The sequence below is a fragment of the Pseudomonas sediminis genome (assembly GCF_039555755.1).
GTDB classification, from domain to species: Bacteria; Pseudomonadota; Gammaproteobacteria; order Pseudomonadales; family Pseudomonadaceae; genus Aquipseudomonas; species Aquipseudomonas mendocina_D.
Genome location: NZ_CP154631.1, coordinates 3,073,278 through 3,088,928 on the forward strand (window position 1 = coordinate 3,073,278; position 15,651 = coordinate 3,088,928).

16 protein-coding genes are annotated in these 15,651 nt (G+C 60.2%); 6 read left to right on the forward strand and 10 right to left on the reverse strand.

The genetic code is table 11. The features are described from left to right. The first annotated feature begins 163 nt into the window (after positions 1-163). Positions 164-1,612 (forward strand): exodeoxyribonuclease I, encoded by a 1,449-nt coding sequence (gene sbcB, locus AAEQ75_RS14445; RefSeq protein WP_343349394.1) that lies wholly within the window; start codon positions 164-166, stop codon positions 1,610-1,612. Positions 1,613-1,811: 199 nt separating this feature from the next. Here sbcB and mvaT read toward each other — a convergent pair whose 3' ends face one another. Further along, the gene (mvaT, locus tag AAEQ75_RS14450) at positions 1,812-2,186 is read right to left on the reverse strand and encodes a histone-like nucleoid-structuring protein MvaT (protein WP_343349395.1); all 375 of its coding nucleotides are present in this window, start codon (positions 2,184-2,186) and stop codon (positions 1,812-1,814) included. Positions 2,187-2,482: 296 nt separating this feature from the next. Between mvaT and purU the strand changes: the two genes are divergently transcribed. From purU to AAEQ75_RS14465, 3 genes are read left to right on the forward strand one after another with little or no spacing between them, the layout of a single operon-like run. Beyond that, positions 2,483-3,334: a formyltetrahydrofolate deformylase gene (purU, locus tag AAEQ75_RS14455; RefSeq protein ID WP_125836841.1), complete on the forward strand. Its 852-nt coding sequence runs from the start codon at positions 2,483-2,485 to the stop codon at positions 3,332-3,334. Positions 3,335-3,379: 45 nt separating this feature from the next. Continuing rightward, positions 3,380-3,805: a CBS domain-containing protein gene (locus AAEQ75_RS14460; RefSeq protein WP_099525716.1), complete on the forward strand. Its 426-nt coding sequence runs from the start codon at positions 3,380-3,382 to the stop codon at positions 3,803-3,805. Between the two features lie 11 nt (positions 3,806-3,816). After that, complete coding sequence (locus tag AAEQ75_RS14465) at positions 3,817-3,996, forward strand: hypothetical protein (protein WP_099525715.1); 180 nt, start codon at positions 3,817-3,819, stop codon at positions 3,994-3,996. A 41-nt stretch (positions 3,997-4,037) separates the two neighbouring features. Here AAEQ75_RS14465 and AAEQ75_RS14470 read toward each other — a convergent pair whose 3' ends face one another. Further along, on the reverse strand, positions 4,038-5,915 hold the full coding sequence (locus tag AAEQ75_RS14470; RefSeq protein WP_343349396.1) for a methyl-accepting chemotaxis protein: 1,878 nt from the start codon (positions 5,913-5,915) through the stop codon (positions 4,038-4,040). Between the two features lie 156 nt (positions 5,916-6,071). Between AAEQ75_RS14470 and AAEQ75_RS14475 the strand changes: the two genes are divergently transcribed. Beyond that, positions 6,072-7,556, forward strand: a complete 1,485-nt coding sequence (locus AAEQ75_RS14475) for a helicase HerA-like domain-containing protein (protein ID WP_343349397.1) — start codon at positions 6,072-6,074, stop codon at positions 7,554-7,556. Positions 7,557-7,604: 48 nt separating this feature from the next. Here AAEQ75_RS14475 and AAEQ75_RS14480 read toward each other — a convergent pair whose 3' ends face one another. Together AAEQ75_RS14480 and AAEQ75_RS14485 are read right to left on the reverse strand one after the other, a co-directional pair. Next, positions 7,605-7,823 (reverse strand): hypothetical protein, encoded by a 219-nt coding sequence (locus tag AAEQ75_RS14480; RefSeq protein ID WP_099525712.1) that lies wholly within the window; start codon positions 7,821-7,823, stop codon positions 7,605-7,607. A 244-nt stretch (positions 7,824-8,067) separates the two neighbouring features. Further along, positions 8,068-8,943 (reverse strand): aldose 1-epimerase, encoded by an 876-nt coding sequence (locus AAEQ75_RS14485; protein WP_343349398.1) that lies wholly within the window; start codon positions 8,941-8,943, stop codon positions 8,068-8,070. A gap of 107 nt (positions 8,944-9,050) precedes the next feature. Here AAEQ75_RS14485 and AAEQ75_RS14490 point away from each other — a divergent pair, with 107 nt between their 5' ends. Further along, positions 9,051-9,806 carry a FadR/GntR family transcriptional regulator gene (locus AAEQ75_RS14490; RefSeq protein WP_099525710.1) on the forward strand — a complete coding sequence of 252 codons (756 nt, stop codon included), beginning with the start codon at positions 9,051-9,053 and terminating at the stop codon, positions 9,804-9,806. 80 nt (positions 9,807-9,886) lie between these two features. Here the strand turns inward: AAEQ75_RS14490 and AAEQ75_RS14495 are convergent, their stop codons facing one another. The 6 genes from AAEQ75_RS14495 to AAEQ75_RS14520 form a co-directional block, all read right to left on the reverse strand. Then, positions 9,887-10,792 carry an EamA family transporter gene (locus tag AAEQ75_RS14495; RefSeq protein WP_343349401.1) on the reverse strand — a complete coding sequence of 302 codons (906 nt, stop codon included), beginning with the start codon at positions 10,790-10,792 and terminating at the stop codon, positions 9,887-9,889. Between the two features lie 92 nt (positions 10,793-10,884). After that, entirely contained in the window at positions 10,885-12,165 is a 1,281-nt protein-coding gene (locus tag AAEQ75_RS14500) for a TRAP transporter large permease (RefSeq protein WP_099525708.1), read from the reverse strand. Next, entirely contained in the window at positions 12,166-12,693 is a 528-nt protein-coding gene (locus tag AAEQ75_RS14505; RefSeq protein ID WP_099525707.1) for a TRAP transporter small permease, read from the reverse strand. It abuts the gene before it with no gap. A 59-nt stretch (positions 12,694-12,752) separates the two neighbouring features. Further along, positions 12,753-13,727 (reverse strand): TRAP transporter substrate-binding protein, encoded by a 975-nt coding sequence (locus AAEQ75_RS14510; protein WP_343349403.1) that lies wholly within the window; start codon positions 13,725-13,727, stop codon positions 12,753-12,755. Positions 13,728-13,804: 77 nt separating this feature from the next. Beyond that, positions 13,805-14,680, reverse strand: a complete 876-nt coding sequence (locus AAEQ75_RS14515) for an SMP-30/gluconolactonase/LRE family protein (RefSeq protein WP_343349405.1) — start codon at positions 14,678-14,680, stop codon at positions 13,805-13,807. Positions 14,681-14,735: 55 nt separating this feature from the next. Continuing rightward, positions 14,736-15,563, reverse strand: a complete 828-nt coding sequence (locus AAEQ75_RS14520; protein WP_343349406.1) for an NAD-dependent epimerase/dehydratase family protein — start codon at positions 15,561-15,563, stop codon at positions 14,736-14,738. Positions 15,564-15,651: the final 88 nt, after the last annotated feature.

Below are 15,651 nucleotides of genomic sequence, written 5' to 3' on the forward strand. Positions count from 1 at the left end.
GTGCTAGAGGAGCGCCAATGCTAATGGTTACAGCATTTTTCTCAAGTGCAGTGCGTCCGCTCATGCGGCGCCTGTGCGCTGGTTCATGCTTTTTGCCGGCAGCGGCTGGGCCAGAGGTGAATGATAGACTGGCGGCAATTTTGCCTTGGGTACGGAGCCGCCAATGACTTCCAGCATCTTCTGGTACGACTACGAGACCACCGGTATCAATCCGCGGTGTGACCGCCCGCTGCAGGTGGCAGGTATCCGTACCGATGAGGCGCTGAACGAGATCGGCGAGCCACTGAACATCTACTGCCGCCCCAGTGACGATATCCTGCCGCACCCGGCTGCCTGCCTGGTGACCGGTATCGATCCGCAGCGCCTGCAACAGTCGGGGCTTGACGAAGGCGAGTTCATGACCCGCGTGCATGCCGCGCTCTCGGCACCGGGCACCTGTGGCGCCGGATACAACAGCTTGCGTTTCGATGACGAGGTGACGCGCTACAGCCTCTATCGCAACTTCTTCGACCCCTATGCGCGCGAGTGGCAGGGCGGCAACAGCCGCTGGGACCTGATCGATCTCGTGCGCACGGCCTATGCGCTGCGTCCCGAAGGCATCGAGTGGCCTGAGGAAGAGGGGCGGGTCTCGCTCAAGCTGGAGCGCCTGACCCAGGCCAATGGCATCGATCATGGTCAGGCGCACGACGCTCTGTCCGATGTGCGCGCCACTATTGGCCTGGCACGGCTGCTGCGTGAGCGTCAGCCAAAGCTTTACGACTTTCTCTACCAACTGCGCAGCAAGCAGCGAGTGCTGGATCAGATTCGTCTGCTGCAGCCGCTGTTGCACATTTCCGGACGCTTCTCTGCGGCACGTCATTATCTGGCGCCCGTGTTGCCCTTGGCTTGGCATCCTCGCAACCGCAATGCGTTGATCGTCTGTGACCTGCAGGCCGATCCGTCGCCCTTGCTGAATCTGGATGCCGATACGCTGCGTAGTCGTATCTACACGCGCCGTGAGGATCTCGCCGAGGGCGAGTTGCCGGTGCCGCTGAAGCTACTGCACATCAATCGCTGTCCGGTCGTGGCGCCGCTTTCGGTGCTGCGCGAGGCGGATCGACAGCGTTTGCAGCTGGACTGGTCGAGTTGTGAGCGCAATGTCGAAGTGTTGAAAAATGAACAACCGCTTTGGCAGGACAAGTTAGCGGTCATTTACCGTGAAGAGGCTTTCGCGGGCAGTAACGACCCCGAGCAACAGCTGTACGATGGGTTTATCGGTGACCGTGACCGTCGTTTGTGTGAGCAGGTGCGTAACGCTCAACCCGATGCATTGGCCAACGACAAAAAGTGGCCATTCGATGATGCCCGGCTGCCAGAGTTGTTGTTTCGTTATCGCGCGCGCAATTTTCCCGCCAGTCTGTCAGCGGCTGAATCTCAGCGCTGGGCAGAGTTCTGCCGGCAGCGTCTGAACGATCCGGAGTTCGGTGCCCCCAATACACTGACGCAATTTCACGCAGCGTTGGAGCAGTTGCGCGCTGACTGCAGCCCAAGCCAATTGCGACTTTTGCAGCAGTGGCAGACCTATGCACAGGCGCTGCAGGCGCGTTTTGCTATCAATCCCGCTAGCGTTTAAAGCGGACAGCAGGCCGCCGGGGCAATGCGCGGGGCGATGGCCGTTTCTGTGCGTTGTAAGAAAAATCGGGATGCGGGAACTTTTCGTTCGTTCAGTATTACTGCTAATGCAAGCAATTACCCGGAGCGGCTACTTCCGAAAAAAAACATCGGCAATAAAAAACGCCAGCATGGCTGGCGTTTTGGGTGTCGCTAAGGAGTTAGCCCAGCAGAGTGGCCCAGCCTTCGACTACGTCGGAGCCCCACTTGGCTTTCCACTCTTTAAGCGTCTTGTGGTTGCCGCCTTTGGTTTCGATCACTTCGCCGCTATGCGGGTTCTTGTACTGCTTGACCTTGCGTGCGCGCTTGACGACGGCAGGCTTGGCTGCACGAACGCCTTTGGCAGACTTGGCTTCAGGGTCGAGCAGGGCGATGATATCGCGCAGCGACTTCTGATATTCGCCCATCAGGGTGCGTAGTTTGCCTTCGAATTCCAGCTCTTTCTTCAGCTTGTCGTCTTGCGACATGTTCTTCAGACGCTCTTGGAGCTCTTTGATGCTTTCTTCGATGTTGCGGTATTCGTTGATCAGCGACATGGGCATTACCTTGGCGTGAATAAATCTGTGGTAGTAAACAGTGATCCAATAATAGTCACGCACTTATAACAAGTAAACAGCAGGCCACAAAATTACCGAAATGCAATGCAACCCTATGTGTCGTTCTGGCTTAAGTTAAATTGGCTACAGCAACTAGGTCATGAAGTTTTCCGTGCGCTCAAATAGTGCGTTTTCTAGGTGCTCAGTCGCGGGCTGTTGCAGGTGCGTGGCTGCTGCAGTTTTTTCGCCATATCGTTAGAATGGCCGACTTTTGCGCCGCCATTGGGGTTTTAGTTATGCGTACGTTCAGATTAGTCATCTCCTGCCCTGACCGCGTCGGTATCGTTGCCAAAGTCAGTAATTTCCTTGCCACCTATAACGGCTGGATTACCGAAGCCAGTCACCACTCCGATACACAGAGCGGCTGGTTCTTCATGCGCCACGAAATTCGTGCCGACTCGCTGCCGTTCGATCTGGATGGTTTCAAGCAGGCGTTCTCGCCGATTGCCCGTGAGTTCTCCATGGAGTGGCGCATCACTGATTCGGCGCAGAAAAAGCGCGTGGTACTGATGGCCAGCCGCGAGTCGCACTGCCTGGCCGATCTGCTGCATCGTTGGCACAGCAATGAACTCGACTGCGAGATTCCCTGTGTGATCGCCAACCATGACGATCTGCGCAGCATGGTCGAGTGGCACGGCATTCCGTACTTCCATGTTCCGGTCGACCCCAAGGACAAGGCACCGGCCTTCGCCGAGGTGGAGCGGCTGGTTAAAGAACATCAGGCCGATGTCATCGTCCTGGCGCGTTACATGCAGATCTTGCCGCCGGCGCTGTGTGCCGAGTTCTCTCAGCGTGTGATCAATATCCACCACAGCTTTCTGCCCTCGTTCGTCGGCGCCAAGCCCTATCACCAGGCCTCGCTGCGTGGCGTGAAGCTGATTGGCGCCACCTCGCACTACGTGACCGAAGAACTGGATGCCGGCCCAATCATCGAGCAGGACGTGGTACGCGTGACCCATCGCGATGACATCGAGGAAATGGTGCGTCTGGGCAAGGACGTGGAGAAGATGGTACTGGCGCGTGGGCTACGCTATCACTTGGAAGACCGAGTGCTGGTGCACGACAACAAGACGGTGGTGTTCGACTGATCTTGCTGCGTGGGCCGGCCCGATGCACGTCAGAGGAGAACGCCCATGCTCAAGTCCATCAAGGTGCGCGACTACATGACTCGCCATCTGGTGACCTTCAGGTCGGATACTGATCTGTTCACCGCCATCAATCGATTGCTGGAACACCGTATTTCCGGGGCTCCGGTGGTCGATTCTCAAGGCCACCTGATTGGCTTGCTGTCGGAGGGTGACTGTTTGCGTGGCATTCTCTCCGGTGCCTACTACGAAGCGGTTGGCGGTACCGTCAGCACCTATATGACCACCGAAGTCGAGACGGTGAGTCCGGAGGCGGACATCATCGAGCTGTCAGAACGCTTTCTGAGGGGGCGGCGTCGGCGCATGCCGGTGATCGAGAGCGGCCGTCTGATCGGTCAGATCAGTCGTCATGACGTGCTTCGTGCCGTCAAGGAATTCGCCCAGCATGAGCAGGGTGAACTGAGCGTCGGTTGAGGAGAGGTGCAATGAGTGATCCGCTGGACAAGGCGACCTCCAAGGCGCCCCCGACGCTGGGGGAAGGCTGCGTGCGGCGTTACGACCCTGATGCATTGAGCGAAGAGGATGGTACTGAGTTCGCCGATGCGGCCGAGCTGTGGCGCCAGTTGCAGGAGCAGACCCAGGACAAGCCTGAGCACGAGCGGTAAACAGGAAGGGCGCCTTGGCGCCCTTCTTGTTACTGGCTGTTTCAGATTCGGAAGCTGTCGACCATCTGCTTGAGGCGTGCGGCCTGCTGCTCCAGATCGCCGCAGGCGCGCAGGGTGGCCTGCAGGTTCTCCACACCTTCCTGGTTGAGGGTGTTGATCTCGATGATGTCCATGTTCAGTGACTCGATTACCGAGGTCTGTTCTTCGGTGGCGGTGGCCACCGACTGGTTCATCCCATCGATCTCGCCGATACGGGCGGTCACCGTGCCCAGGCGTTCGCCAGCCTGGTTGGCGATGTCCACGCTTTCTTCGCTATAGCGCTGGCTCTCGGTCATGGTGGTGACCGATTCTCGTGATCCGACCTGCAGTTCCTCGATCATTTTCTCGATTTCCTGCGCCGACTCCTGGGTGCGGTGCGCCAGGTTGCGCACCTCATCGGCGACCACGGCGAAACCGCGTCCCGCCTCGCCGGCACGAGCCGCCTCGATGGCGGCGTTGAGTGCGAGCAGGTTGGTCTGCTGGGAGATGCTCTTGATCACCTCGAGGATCTGGCCGATGTCCACGGTCTTGCTGTTGAGCATCTCGATCTTGGCGCAGGCGTCGCTGATCTTGTTCGACAGTTCACTCATCGAACGGATCGCTTGCTGCACCACCTTGCCGCCGTCTTCTGCCTGATGGCGGGCATCCGATGCCTGGCTCGAGGCGTCGGCGGCGTTGCGGGCGATTTCCTGTGCAGCCGCGCCGAGCTGATTGATGGCAGCTGCCACGCTGTTGGTGCGACTGGCCTGTTCGTCGGAGTTGACCATCGAGGAGTTGGAGGCATTGACCACCAGCTTGGCTACTTCGTTGACCTGGACGGTGGCCGATGACACTTCACGGATCGAGCTGTGGATACGTTCGACGAACTGATTGAACGAGCGCGCCAGGGCGCCGAATTCGTCATTGGACTGGATCGCCAGACGCTTGGTCAGGTCGCCTTCGCCCTTGGCAATATCCTCCATGGCCTTGCCCATGGCGGTCAGCGGCTGCATCAGCACACGGATCAGCAGGCCGAGCAGGACAATGATCAGCACCACGGCAATCACCGTGACGATGATGGCCGAGGCGCGGAATTCGCTGAGCATGGAATAGGCCTTGGCCTTGTCGACCGACAAGCCGATATGCCAGTTGACCGAAGGCAGGCCCTTGACCGGCGTGAAGGTGAGGATGCGGGTGTCGCCATCGAGCTGCGCTTCGCTGAATTCACTGCTGATGCGCGGGGTGTCCTGTGGATAGATCTCCTTGAGGTTCTTCATGACCAGGTCTTTGTCCGGGTGCACCAGAACCTTGCCGTCGGCACTGACCAGGAAGGCATGGCCGATGCCGTCGAAATCCAGGGCATTGATGATATCGACCAAGGTTTGCAGGTTCAGATCGCCGCCGACCACGCCAGCGGGCCTGGCCGGGGTGGCAACGGTCATGATCAGCTCGCTGGTTGCTGCATCCATGTAAGGTTCGGTCAGGGTCGTGTTGCCGGCAGCCATGGCGTCCTTGTACCAGGGGCGGCTGCGCGGGTCGTAGTCGGCGGGCATCTGCTCATCCGGGCGCATGGTGAAGCCGCCGCTCTCGGTGCCCAGGTAGGTAAAGGCGAAGGAAGAGGTCAGCGCCTTCTGTTCCAGCAGTTTGATCACGCGCTCCTGCTCGCTGTCATTGCTGATCGACTGGGCGGCGCTTTCCACCAGCAGGATGCGCCCGGACAACCAGTTTTGAATATTGCTGGCCGTTACATTGCCCATTTCATGCAGGTAGTTCTCCAGGTCTTCGCGGATGGCATTGCGTTGCAGGTAATCGTTGTAGAGAGTGAACAGGGAAAAGGCGACGATGACCACAAGGGATGCGGCGAGCAAAATCTTGTGGCTGAACTGCAGGTTTTTGTTCATCTTGTCTTGTATCCGGATGGCTCTGGAACCAGTCTTGTGTTCCACCATGGCGTTCTTGGGGCGCTGTGGTGGGCTGTTGCAGCAGGCAGGGTGACGTTTCGTTCTATTTGTATGTCGGCATACCTGCAGTAAAGCTTTAACCCAGAGGATGGCAAGATGCCTTTGATTTCGCAGTTTGTATTGGGTGCTGGCAGTGATGGGCAGGCGGTGGCGCAACCGTTGCGCCTGGCCAATCGTCACGGGCTGATCGCGGGCGCAACCGGTACCGGTAAAACGGTGACCCTGCAGCGCCTGATCGAGACTTTCAGCGATGCCGGTGTGGCGGTGTTCGCTGCTGACGTCAAAGGGGATCTGTGTGGTCTGGGCGCGGCCGGTGCGCCGCAGGGCAAGGTCGCCGAGCGTATCGCCAGCATGCCCTGGCTGAATCATCAACCACAGGCCTACCCGGTGACACTGTGGGATGTGCATGGCCAGAGTGGCCACCCACTGCGTACCACCCTCAGCGAGATGGGGCCGTTGCTGCTTGGCGCGTTGCTTGAGCTGACCGACAGTCAGCAGGCGGCGCTCTACGCGGCGTTCAAGGTGGCTGACCGCGAAGGTCTATTGCTGCTCGACCTGAAAGACCTGAAAGCTCTGCTCGGCTACCTCAAGGACAGTCCGCAGGTGTTGGGCGAGGACAGCGCGCTGTTCACCAGTACCTCGGCACAGGCGTTGTTGCGTCGCCTGGCCGGGCTGGAGCAGCAGGGCGCCGAAGCCTTGTTCGGCGAGCCTGCGCTGCAGCTCGAAGATCTGTTGCACCCTGACCGCGACGGCCGCGGTCGTGTGCACCTGCTCGATGCCTCCCGCCTGGTTCATGAGGCGCCCAAGGTTTATGCGACCTTCCTGTTGTGGCTGTTGGCGGAACTGTTCGAGCAACTGCCGGAACGTGGCGACGCCGATAAACCGGTACTGGCGTTGTTCTTCGACGAGGCGCATCTGCTCTTTCAGGGCACCCCAAAGGCCCTGCAGGAGCGTCTGGAACAAGTGGTGCGGCTGATTCGCTCCAAGGGCGTCGGGGTGTATTTCGTCACCCAGTCGCCGAGCGATCTGCCGGACGATGTCCTGGCCCAGTTGGGGTTGCGCATCCAGCACGGCCTGCGTGCTTTCACCGCCAAGGAACAGAAATCCCTGCGGGCAGTGGCTGACGGTTTTCGCCCGAACCCGGCGTTCAGCACGCTCAGCGTGCTCACCGAGTTGGGGATTGGCGAGGCGTTGGTCGGTACGCTGGAGGAGAAGGGCACGCCGGCCATGGTTCAGCGAGTGGCCATCGCCCCGCCGCAATCGCGCATCGGCCCGCTGAATGAGTCCGAGCGTGCGGCGTTGGTGCGTCAGTCACCCTTGGCTGGGCGTTACGACAAACCCATCGACCGCGAATCGGCCTATGAGCTGCTCACTGCTCGTGCTGCGCAGGCATCCGCTGAGGTATCCGCGCAATCGAGTACCAAGGGCAAGCCCGCAGCGCAGGAGCAAGGGCTTGGACAGATGGCGGGCGACTTGCTCGGCGGTGCGATGAAGAGCGCCCTGCGGCAAGCGGCCAATCAACTCGGTCGGCAACTGGTGCGGGGCTTGATGGGGTCGCTTATGGGAGGCAAGAAGCGCTGAAGTTACTTGCAGCCGCGTTTCGCGCGGCTGCAATGCGCCCTCGGGGCGTCAGTCGTATTCGCTGGCGGCTTCTTTCTTTTCCAGGCGTTCCTTCTCGATTTTCTCGATTTCTTTATCGAAGGCCTGGTCGAGCAGGCTGGGTTTCTTGCGCCAGGGTTTGCGGTCGGGGTCCGGTTGAGCGGCGTAGGTAATGACCTCGCCGCCGTATACATCTTTGTAACGCTGCGCCTGGCGCTCGAGTTCGGCGCGCAGTTCGTCTTTCGTCACTGTTTTTACCTGTAGGTTGTGATCGGCCCACACGACAGCTGAAACGCGAGGTTTCATTGTTGCGCTGAGGGATCAATCAAAAGTGCTTCGCCTTGGTCGGCTGGGAGAAAAATTTGCAAAGTTTCACGCTTTGCATCTTTCTCTTTTCTCTTCAGTTACTTATCTATTTGTAAGTTTTTTTCGAGAAAAGTTGCATGGAGCAACTGGCGGGTATTATCACCAGCTCCTTTTGAATGTCCAGTAATCAGCCCACAAGCGCCTGATAATGCAGGCTCAAACTCATCTGGCAGCTTTCCTTCGCTGCCAGCAGCTTTAGCCCAGGCTGCCCCGGTAAATGATGGGCGTTGACCGGATGGGTAACGGGTTCGAAACAGAAGAAATTCTGTGCCTCTGGGCAGAACAATAGAAACACATCGCAGCCCTCCGCCTCGCAGACTAGCTGATAACCGGCGTCTGCTTGAATGATAAGCGCCTTGCCGGGCCAGTGGGTAAAGGCATTATCGACAAGTTGCTGTGGCAACAAGGTGGGTTTGGTGAAGTTCCAGGCCTGCGGTAATTCGACCCACTGACTGGACAGTTTGTCTTCACCGCATAACCAGACGCCGCCTGCTTGCGCTTGTACGCGTGTATGCGCAGTGCGCGGCAGATAAGGATGAAGGCCGAGTCCGTACCAGGTGGGCTGCTCGCCAAGATGGGTGGCTTGTAACGTCAGTCGCAGGCAGCCGTCAGTTAGTTGTACGTGGAAATTGGCGCGATAGGGAAAAGGCGATTGGCTGTGCAGTTCCAGACTGGCGCTGTCGGACGTCACATCGACTACCTGCCAGGGTTGTTGCCAGGCACTACCGTGTATCGGCAGTGCTTCGTGTTCGGTGTTGGCATTCAGTGCTTGCCAGCCGCTAGGCGTAGCGAAACCGCCCCCGCCGATGCGGTTGGACCAGGGCAGCAGTGGGTAGCAGGCCAGGCGCCGAGGATTGGAGGTGGCCAGCGCCAGATCGTCACTGTGGCGCAACAGCGGCTGACCATCGCTCAGGCGCACCCAGTTGACCAGGCTTGCACCCAGTTTCGGGGCGAGAGTCAACTGTGTCACGTTATCGCTCAGAGTCAGCAGAGTCGTTGGCATTTGACGCACCTAGGGCTTTAATTGTCGGGAATTCATAGTGTCATCGTACAACTGCTAGGCTATCATTACGGCAAAGCCTCAAGCCTTAATTCGAGAACTCGTCCGCCATGGAAATGCAAAACGCTCAACCTCGTGCTCGTCGCAAGCACCGCAGTCTGGCTCAGGAACTGGTAGCCGATCTGTCGCAGCGCATTCGCGATGGGTTGATCAAGCGCGGTGAGAAGCTGCCGACAGAGTCGGCGATCATGGAAGAGCAGGGCGTCAGTCGCACCGTGGTGCGCGAGGCGCTGTCGCGTTTGCAGGCCGCTGGCCTGGTCGAGACTCGTCACGGCATCGGCACCTTCGTGCTGGATACGCCCAGCGCCAGTGGTTTTCGCATCGACCCGGCAACCATCGTCACCTTGCGCGATGTGCTGGCCATTCTTGAGCTGCGTATCAGCCTTGAGGTGGAGTCTGCCGGGATGGCTGCTCAGCGTCGTAATGATGTCCAGCTGAAGGCCATTCGCGAGGCACTGGATGCCATCAACGAGAGTGCGATGCATGCCAGCGATGCAGTTTCCTCGGACTTTCATTTTCATCTGCGTATTGCCGAGGCCACTGGCAACCGCTACTTCACCGATATTCTCAGTCACCTGGGCACCAGCATCATCCCGCGTACCCGGGTCAATTCCGCCAGCTTGGCGCGTGACGATCAGACCCATTACATGGCGCGCCTGGAGCGCGAGCATGAGCAGATCTTCGAAGCCATCGCGCGCCAGGATGCCGAGGCGGCGCGGGCAGCGATGCGCCTGCACCTGACCAATAGCCGCGAGCGTCTGCGTCAGGCGCACGAAGCGGCCGAGGCTGAAGCGCTGCACGGCTGAAACCTGTTCAATGCACTCGGCAGCCTTGAGCCGCCGAGTGCGTTTTAGCGGTAGGGAAAACTGGACGCGCATGCCGCCATCTAGCGGCGGTAGGCCAGGGCGACGATGCCGCCGACCACGATCAGACCACCGACGACCTGCAACGCCCCCAGTACCTGACCCAGAACCAGCCAACCCAGGATCATGCCGGCCACCGGCTCCATGTTCATCACGGGTGCATTGCGCGCGATGTTCAGGCGCGGCATGCAGATGAACAGGGTGGAGAAGGCCGCGCCGTAGAGCAGCACCAGGCAGGCCAGTGCGATCCAGCCAGCGCTGGCGTTGGGCATACTAAGGCCGCCCGGAATCAGGCCGCTGCTACCCAGCAGGGTCGAGGCGCTGAACACCACGGCCAGGGTCAGCATGCTGCGCACCGAGCCGGCAATTTTCGACAGGCGATTTTCGGTGATCCATAGCGCCACGGCGAACACGGCGGCAGCGGTCAGGCTGAACAGGATGCCGGCGACCCACTCACCATCTGGCGCATCGGCGCTGGCCAGGCGACCCGGAACATCGAGCACCAGCACCAGGCCGAAGAGAATCACGCCCATGATGGCCAGCGCCTGGCGGGTTGGCGCCGCACCGCCGAGCGCCCAGGTGAGCAAGGCCAGCAGGATCGGCGAAAGGTTGACCACCAGCAGTGCCAGCGCCACTGGAATACGCGCTACCGCCGAGTAGATACAGAAGCTCTGGATGGCGATCAGCAGGCCCAGCAGGAATTGCCAGCCCCAGGTAGCGCGACCCAGTTTCAGCGATTCACGTCGCCACAGTACCAAGGCGGCCAGCGCGACCAGCGTCACGCCGGCACGCGCGAGCATTGCCAGCAGCAGTCCGGTGTCGTGGTCGAAGGCGATCCGCGCAGCGATGTGGTTGCCCGCGAACGAGCAAGCCAGTGTGGCGAGGATCAGGACGGCGATGTGACGCGGAAACGGGGTGGAACCTTGCATGACGAAATCCTGTTGTCATGGTCTTGAAATCAGGCCCTGAAGCAAAACGCCGCCCGATTGAGCGGCGTTGTCGTTTAGTGCCCGGGTTGCTGTCAGAGCACGACGCTCGGCAGCCACAGGGAGATAGCCGGGACGTAAGTCACCAACATCAGCACCATGAACAGTGCCACGTAGAACGGCAGCAGTGCCTTCACGGTATTTTCGATGGTGACCTTGCCGATTGCGGCGCCGACGAAGAGCACAGCCCCTACCGGTGGCGTGATCAGGCCGATACCCAGGTTGACCAGCATGATCATGCCGAAGTGTACCGGGTCTACACCGAAAGAGGTGACGACAGGCAGCAGAATCGGGGTGAGGATCAGGATCAGCGGAGCCATGTCCATCAGCGTGCCCAGCACCAGCAACATGAAGTTCACGCACATCAGGATCACGTAGCGGTTGTCCGAGAAGGCCAGGAACGCAGTGGTGATCTTCGACGGAATCTGCATCAGGGTCATGATGTAGCCGAAGGCGGCGGCGAAGGCGATGAGGATCATCACGATCGACAGCGTACGCACGGTGCGGTGCAGCATCTTCGGCAGTTCACGCCACTTGTAGTCGCGGTAGATGAACATGGTCACGAAGAAGGCCCAGATCACGGCCACGGCAGCGGACTCGGTGGCGGTGAAGATGCCGGAGAGAATGCCGCCGAGGATGATGAACATGGTCATCAGGCCCCACAGCGCTTCCACGCAGATCTTGATCGCCTGGCGCAGCGGAATGACTTCGCCTTTCGGGTAGTTACGTTTCTTGGCGAACCACAGGCACAGCGTGGCCAGGGTTGCACTCATCAACAGACCCGGGCCGATACCGGCCACGAACAGCGCGGCGATGGACACTGTGCCGCCAGCGGCCAGTGAATAGATCACCGAGTTGTGGCTGGGCGGAGTAAGCAGTGCTTGCACCGAACCGGACACGGTGACCGCAGTGGAAAACTCGCGCGGGTAGCCTTTCTTTTCCATTTCCGGGATCAGCACCGAACCGACCGAGGCGGTATCGGCCAGGGACGAGCCGGAGATTGCACCGAAGAAGGTCGAGGCGGTGATGTTGACCAGTGACAGGCCGCCACGGACAAATCCGACCAGCACCCCGGCGAACGCCACCAGGCGGCGAGCCATGCCACCTTCGGCCATGATCGCGCCGGCCAGGACGAAGAACGGAATGGCCAGCAGAGAGAATTTGTTCACGCCGCCGGAGATCTGGATCATCACGGCATGCAGGGGAATATCGATCCACCAGGCGCCGATCAGCGCGGAAACGCCGAGCGAATAAGCAACCGGAACGCGCAGGAGGATAAGGACAATAAAACTGCCCAGGAGAATGGCGGCATCCATTTACACTGCCTCCTTGGAATCTTCAGTGTGTTCGAAGTCGACGGCACGGCGCTTGTGTTGATCGCCGTACAACAGTTGTTCGATGACGAACAGGAGGGTGATGAAACCGCCCAGCGGAATGGGCATGTAGCTGATGCCGACGCGTACCGAAGGCAGTGTGCTGAGGTACTGGTTCCAGGTCGCTGCGCAGAGCTTGTAACCCCAGATCAGCATGAACAGCGCGATGCCGCCCATGACCAGGCGCACGAAAAGCGTGATCAGCGGCTCCAGTGTTTGAGGCAGGCGATCGGTCAGTGAGGTCACGGCCATGTGGGCACTCGCGCGGTAGCCGGCAGCGGCACCGACGAAGGTGAACAGCACCATCAATAGCACTGAAATGGGCTCGGGCCAGCCCAGCCCTTGACCCAGCACATAACGGCTGAAGACGCCCCAGGGGATGATCGTGGCCATGATCACGATCGCCAGGCCGGCGGTCGCGATACAGGCACGGTAGATGGCGTCATTGACGCCCAGAACCAGGTTTTTCATGAGACTTCACCGGTTGCGCGGCGCAGGCGAGATGCCGGCGCCGCGCGCTTGCGCGTGGATTACTGAACGGCTTCGATGCGCTTGATCAGGTCGGCGAACTGAGCACCGTACTTCTCACGTACCGGGGCGGTAGCGTCGTAGAACGGCTTGGTGTCGACTTCGATGAACTCGACGCCTTCAGCCTTGAGCTTCTCGTCGCTGGCCTTTTCCTTGGCAACCCACAGGTCGCGCTCTTCCAGCTGGGCTTCTTTGGCCAGCTTCTTGATCAGTGCTTGCTGATCCGCAGTCAGCTTGTTCCAGGTGGTCTTGGACATCAGCAGCGGTTCGGGGAGGATCAGGTGATGCGTCTGGGTGTAGTACTTGGCCGCACGGAAGTGGTTGTGCTCGAGCAGGGTCGGCGAGTTGTTCTCGGCGCCGTCGATCACGCCGCTCTGCAGGGCGCTGAAGATCTCGCCGGTGTCCATGGCGATGCCGTTGGCGCCCATGGCGTTGAGGGTGTCGATGAACAGCGGGTTGCCGATCACACGGATCTTCATGCCCTTGAGGTCTTCGAGTTTACGTACCGGCTTCTTGGTGTACAGGCTGCGGCTACCGGCTTCCATCCACGCCAGGCCGACCATGTTGAAGTCGGAGTTGGTGATGGCGTCGAGGATTTCCTGACCGATTTCACCGTCGACCACTTTGCGCATGTGGTCGATATCGCGGAACACGAACGGCATGTTGAAGACGTTGGTGGCAGGCACTACCGGGCCGACCGAGCCAAGGCTGACGCGAGTCAGCTGGACGGCGCCGATCTGGGTCTGTTCGATCACTTCCTTCTCGGAACCCAGCACACCACCCGAGAACATTCGGGACTTGATTTCGCCGTTGGTGGCCGCTTCCAGCTTCTTGCCGAGGTTTTCCATTGCGACTACGGTCGGGTAGCCGGCCGGGTGGATTTCGGCAATTTTCAGGGTCGTCTCGGCCTGTACGAAGGAGGACAGACCGAGCGCTAGAGGAAGTGTGGCGAGAAGCAACTTACGTTTCAGGTTCATGCGGAAAACTCCGTCTTGTTGTTGTTGGTGTACAGCAGTGTGAGTCCGGTGCCGCGAGCGGCCCGGGGTGAATCGGGTCAGGGGTGGAAAGCCGGCTCCTCTACGCCGCAGACGCCGGCTTGCAGAGCGAACACACCGCCGGCCAGTGGCTGGTCGGAGAGGTCGCCGCCGGGGCGGATTGAGGTAACGAACAGGGTGTCCAGATTGGCGCCGCCGAAGGCGCACATGGCGGGCTTCTTCACGGGAACCTCCAGCGAACGGTCGAGGCGGCCATCCGGGGTGAAGCGATGGATCAGGCCTGCGTCGTTGCCGCAGATCCAGTAGCAGCCGTCGACATCCATCGCGGCGCCGTCGGGGCGGCCTGGATGCTGCTTCATGTCGATGAACAGGCGGCGGTTGTGCGGCGTGCCGCTCTCGGTGTCGTAATCGAAGGCCCAGACGCTTTGTACGCTCAGGTGCGAATCGGACAGGTACATGGTGCGGCCGTCAGGGCTGAAGGCCAGGCCGTTGGGTACGATGAGGTCGTCGAGCACCTGTTGCAACTGGCCGTCGTAGCGATACAGAGCACCGACGCGTGCGCCCTGAGCCATGTCCAGCAGCATGGTGCCGGCCCAGAGGCGGCCTTGGCGGTCGCAGCGGCCATCGTTGAAGCGCATTTCCGCGCGGGCATGTTCGACCTGCGCCAGGCGCTCGGCTTTTACGCTGCCATCGTCTTGCGGACGCAGGTGGAAGATGCCGCTCTGCATGCCTGCGATCCAGCCACCAGCGGGATGCATGGCGATGCAGGCGAGCATCTCATCAGCCTGCCAGCTCTGCGTCTGACCATCAGCCGCGGACCAGCGGTGCAGGCGGGCGGCAGGGATATCGGCCCAGTACAAAGCCTGTTCGGCAGCGTTCCAGACTGGGCTTTCACCCGTGGCGTTGCGCGCATCGACAATCAGTTCGGCTGTCATGGCATTCAGGCGCTCTATTTTGTTGTTATGGCGTAGGGCAGCGGTGGCGCCGTGTTCAGTCGTCGCCGAACGGGCCGGCGGCGACGAAGGCTCCGCCCTGGTAAATACGTGCGGGGTCGTCGGCTGCAGGCATCGGCTGTGCTTCCACCTTGTCGCGGAAGATTTCCGAACTGTCCTTGGGCTGGAAGCCCAGGTGCGCGGCCTTGCTGTTGTCCCACCACACGTCGCGGTTGTTAGACATGCCGTAGACCACCGTGTGGCCAACGTTCGGGGCGTACAGGCAGCGTTCTATCAGGTGGGTGAGGTCGTCGTAGCTCAGCCAGGTGCTCATCATGCGGCGGTTAGCGGGCTCGGGGAATGAGGAGCCGATGCGGATGCTGACGGTCTCGATGCCGTAGCGATCGAAGTAGAAACTGGCCATGTCTTCGCCATAGGACTTGGACAGGCCGTAGTAGCCATCCGGGCGGCGCTGGCAGTTGGCGTCGAGATGTTCGTCCTGCTTGTAGAAGCCGATGACGTGGTTGGAGCTGGCGAACACCACGCGTTTCACGCCATGGCGGCGGGCCGCCTCATAGACATGGAACACGCCGCAGATGTTGGCACCGAGGATTTCCTCGAAGGGGCGCTCGACCGAGACGCCGCCGAAGTGCAGGATGGCATCGACGCCTTCGACCAGTTGATGCACGGCCGCTTTGTCTGCCAGGTCGCAGCGCACCACTTCTTCGTGGGGGCCGGCAGCAGGGGCCATCTCACCGATATCGGAGAGACGCAGGATAGTGGCGTAGGGGCGCAGGCGTTCGCGCAGTACCTTGCCCAGGCCGCCGGCGGCGCCGGTCAGCAGCAGGCGATTGAAGGGGCGCAGTTCGCTGGAGGTTGTGGTCATGGCGGGGCCTGGACTCTTGTTGCTTGTTGTTATTGGTTTGTCATACGTTGTCGTATGACTTGGATCGATTATCAGCACCCACTTCGGC

What these genes read in the sequence shown, in the direction of transcription:
- AAEQ75_RS14465 (WP_099525715.1), top strand. Translation starts at nt 3,817, where the DNA reads ATGAGTGATCCGCTGGACAAGGCGACCTCCAAGGCGCCCCCGACGCTG.
- AAEQ75_RS14460 (WP_099525716.1), top strand. Translation starts at nt 3,380, where the DNA reads ATGCTCAAGTCCATCAAGGTGCGCGACTACATGACTCGCCATCTGGTG.
- sbcB (WP_343349394.1), top strand. Translation starts at nt 164, where the DNA reads ATGACTTCCAGCATCTTCTGGTACGACTACGAGACCACCGGTATCAAT.
- AAEQ75_RS14500 (WP_099525708.1), bottom strand. Translation starts at nt 12,165, where the DNA reads ATGGATGCCGCCATTCTCCTGGGCAGTTTTATTGTCCTTATCCTCCTG.
- mvaT (WP_343349395.1), bottom strand. Translation starts at nt 2,186, where the DNA reads ATGTCGCTGATCAACGAATACCGCAACATCGAAGAAAGCATCAAAGAG.
- AAEQ75_RS14515 (WP_343349405.1), bottom strand. Translation starts at nt 14,680, where the DNA reads ATGACAGCCGAACTGATTGTCGATGCGCGCAACGCCACGGGTGAAAGC.
- AAEQ75_RS14490 (WP_099525710.1), top strand. Translation starts at nt 9,051, where the DNA reads ATGGAAATGCAAAACGCTCAACCTCGTGCTCGTCGCAAGCACCGCAGT.
- purU (WP_125836841.1), top strand. Translation starts at nt 2,483, where the DNA reads ATGCGTACGTTCAGATTAGTCATCTCCTGCCCTGACCGCGTCGGTATC.
- AAEQ75_RS14495 (WP_343349401.1), bottom strand. Translation starts at nt 10,792, where the DNA reads ATGCAAGGTTCCACCCCGTTTCCGCGTCACATCGCCGTCCTGATCCTC.
- AAEQ75_RS14510 (WP_343349403.1), bottom strand. Translation starts at nt 13,727, where the DNA reads ATGAACCTGAAACGTAAGTTGCTTCTCGCCACACTTCCTCTAGCGCTC.
- AAEQ75_RS14475 (WP_343349397.1), top strand. Translation starts at nt 6,072, where the DNA reads ATGCCTTTGATTTCGCAGTTTGTATTGGGTGCTGGCAGTGATGGGCAG.
- AAEQ75_RS14470 (WP_343349396.1), bottom strand. Translation starts at nt 5,915, where the DNA reads ATGAACAAAAACCTGCAGTTCAGCCACAAGATTTTGCTCGCCGCATCC.
- AAEQ75_RS14520 (WP_343349406.1), bottom strand. Translation starts at nt 15,563, where the DNA reads ATGACCACAACCTCCAGCGAACTGCGCCCCTTCAATCGCCTGCTGCTG.
- AAEQ75_RS14485 (WP_343349398.1), bottom strand. Translation starts at nt 8,943, where the DNA reads ATGCCAACGACTCTGCTGACTCTGAGCGATAACGTGACACAGTTGACT.
- AAEQ75_RS14505 (WP_099525707.1), bottom strand. Translation starts at nt 12,693, where the DNA reads ATGAAAAACCTGGTTCTGGGCGTCAATGACGCCATCTACCGTGCCTGT.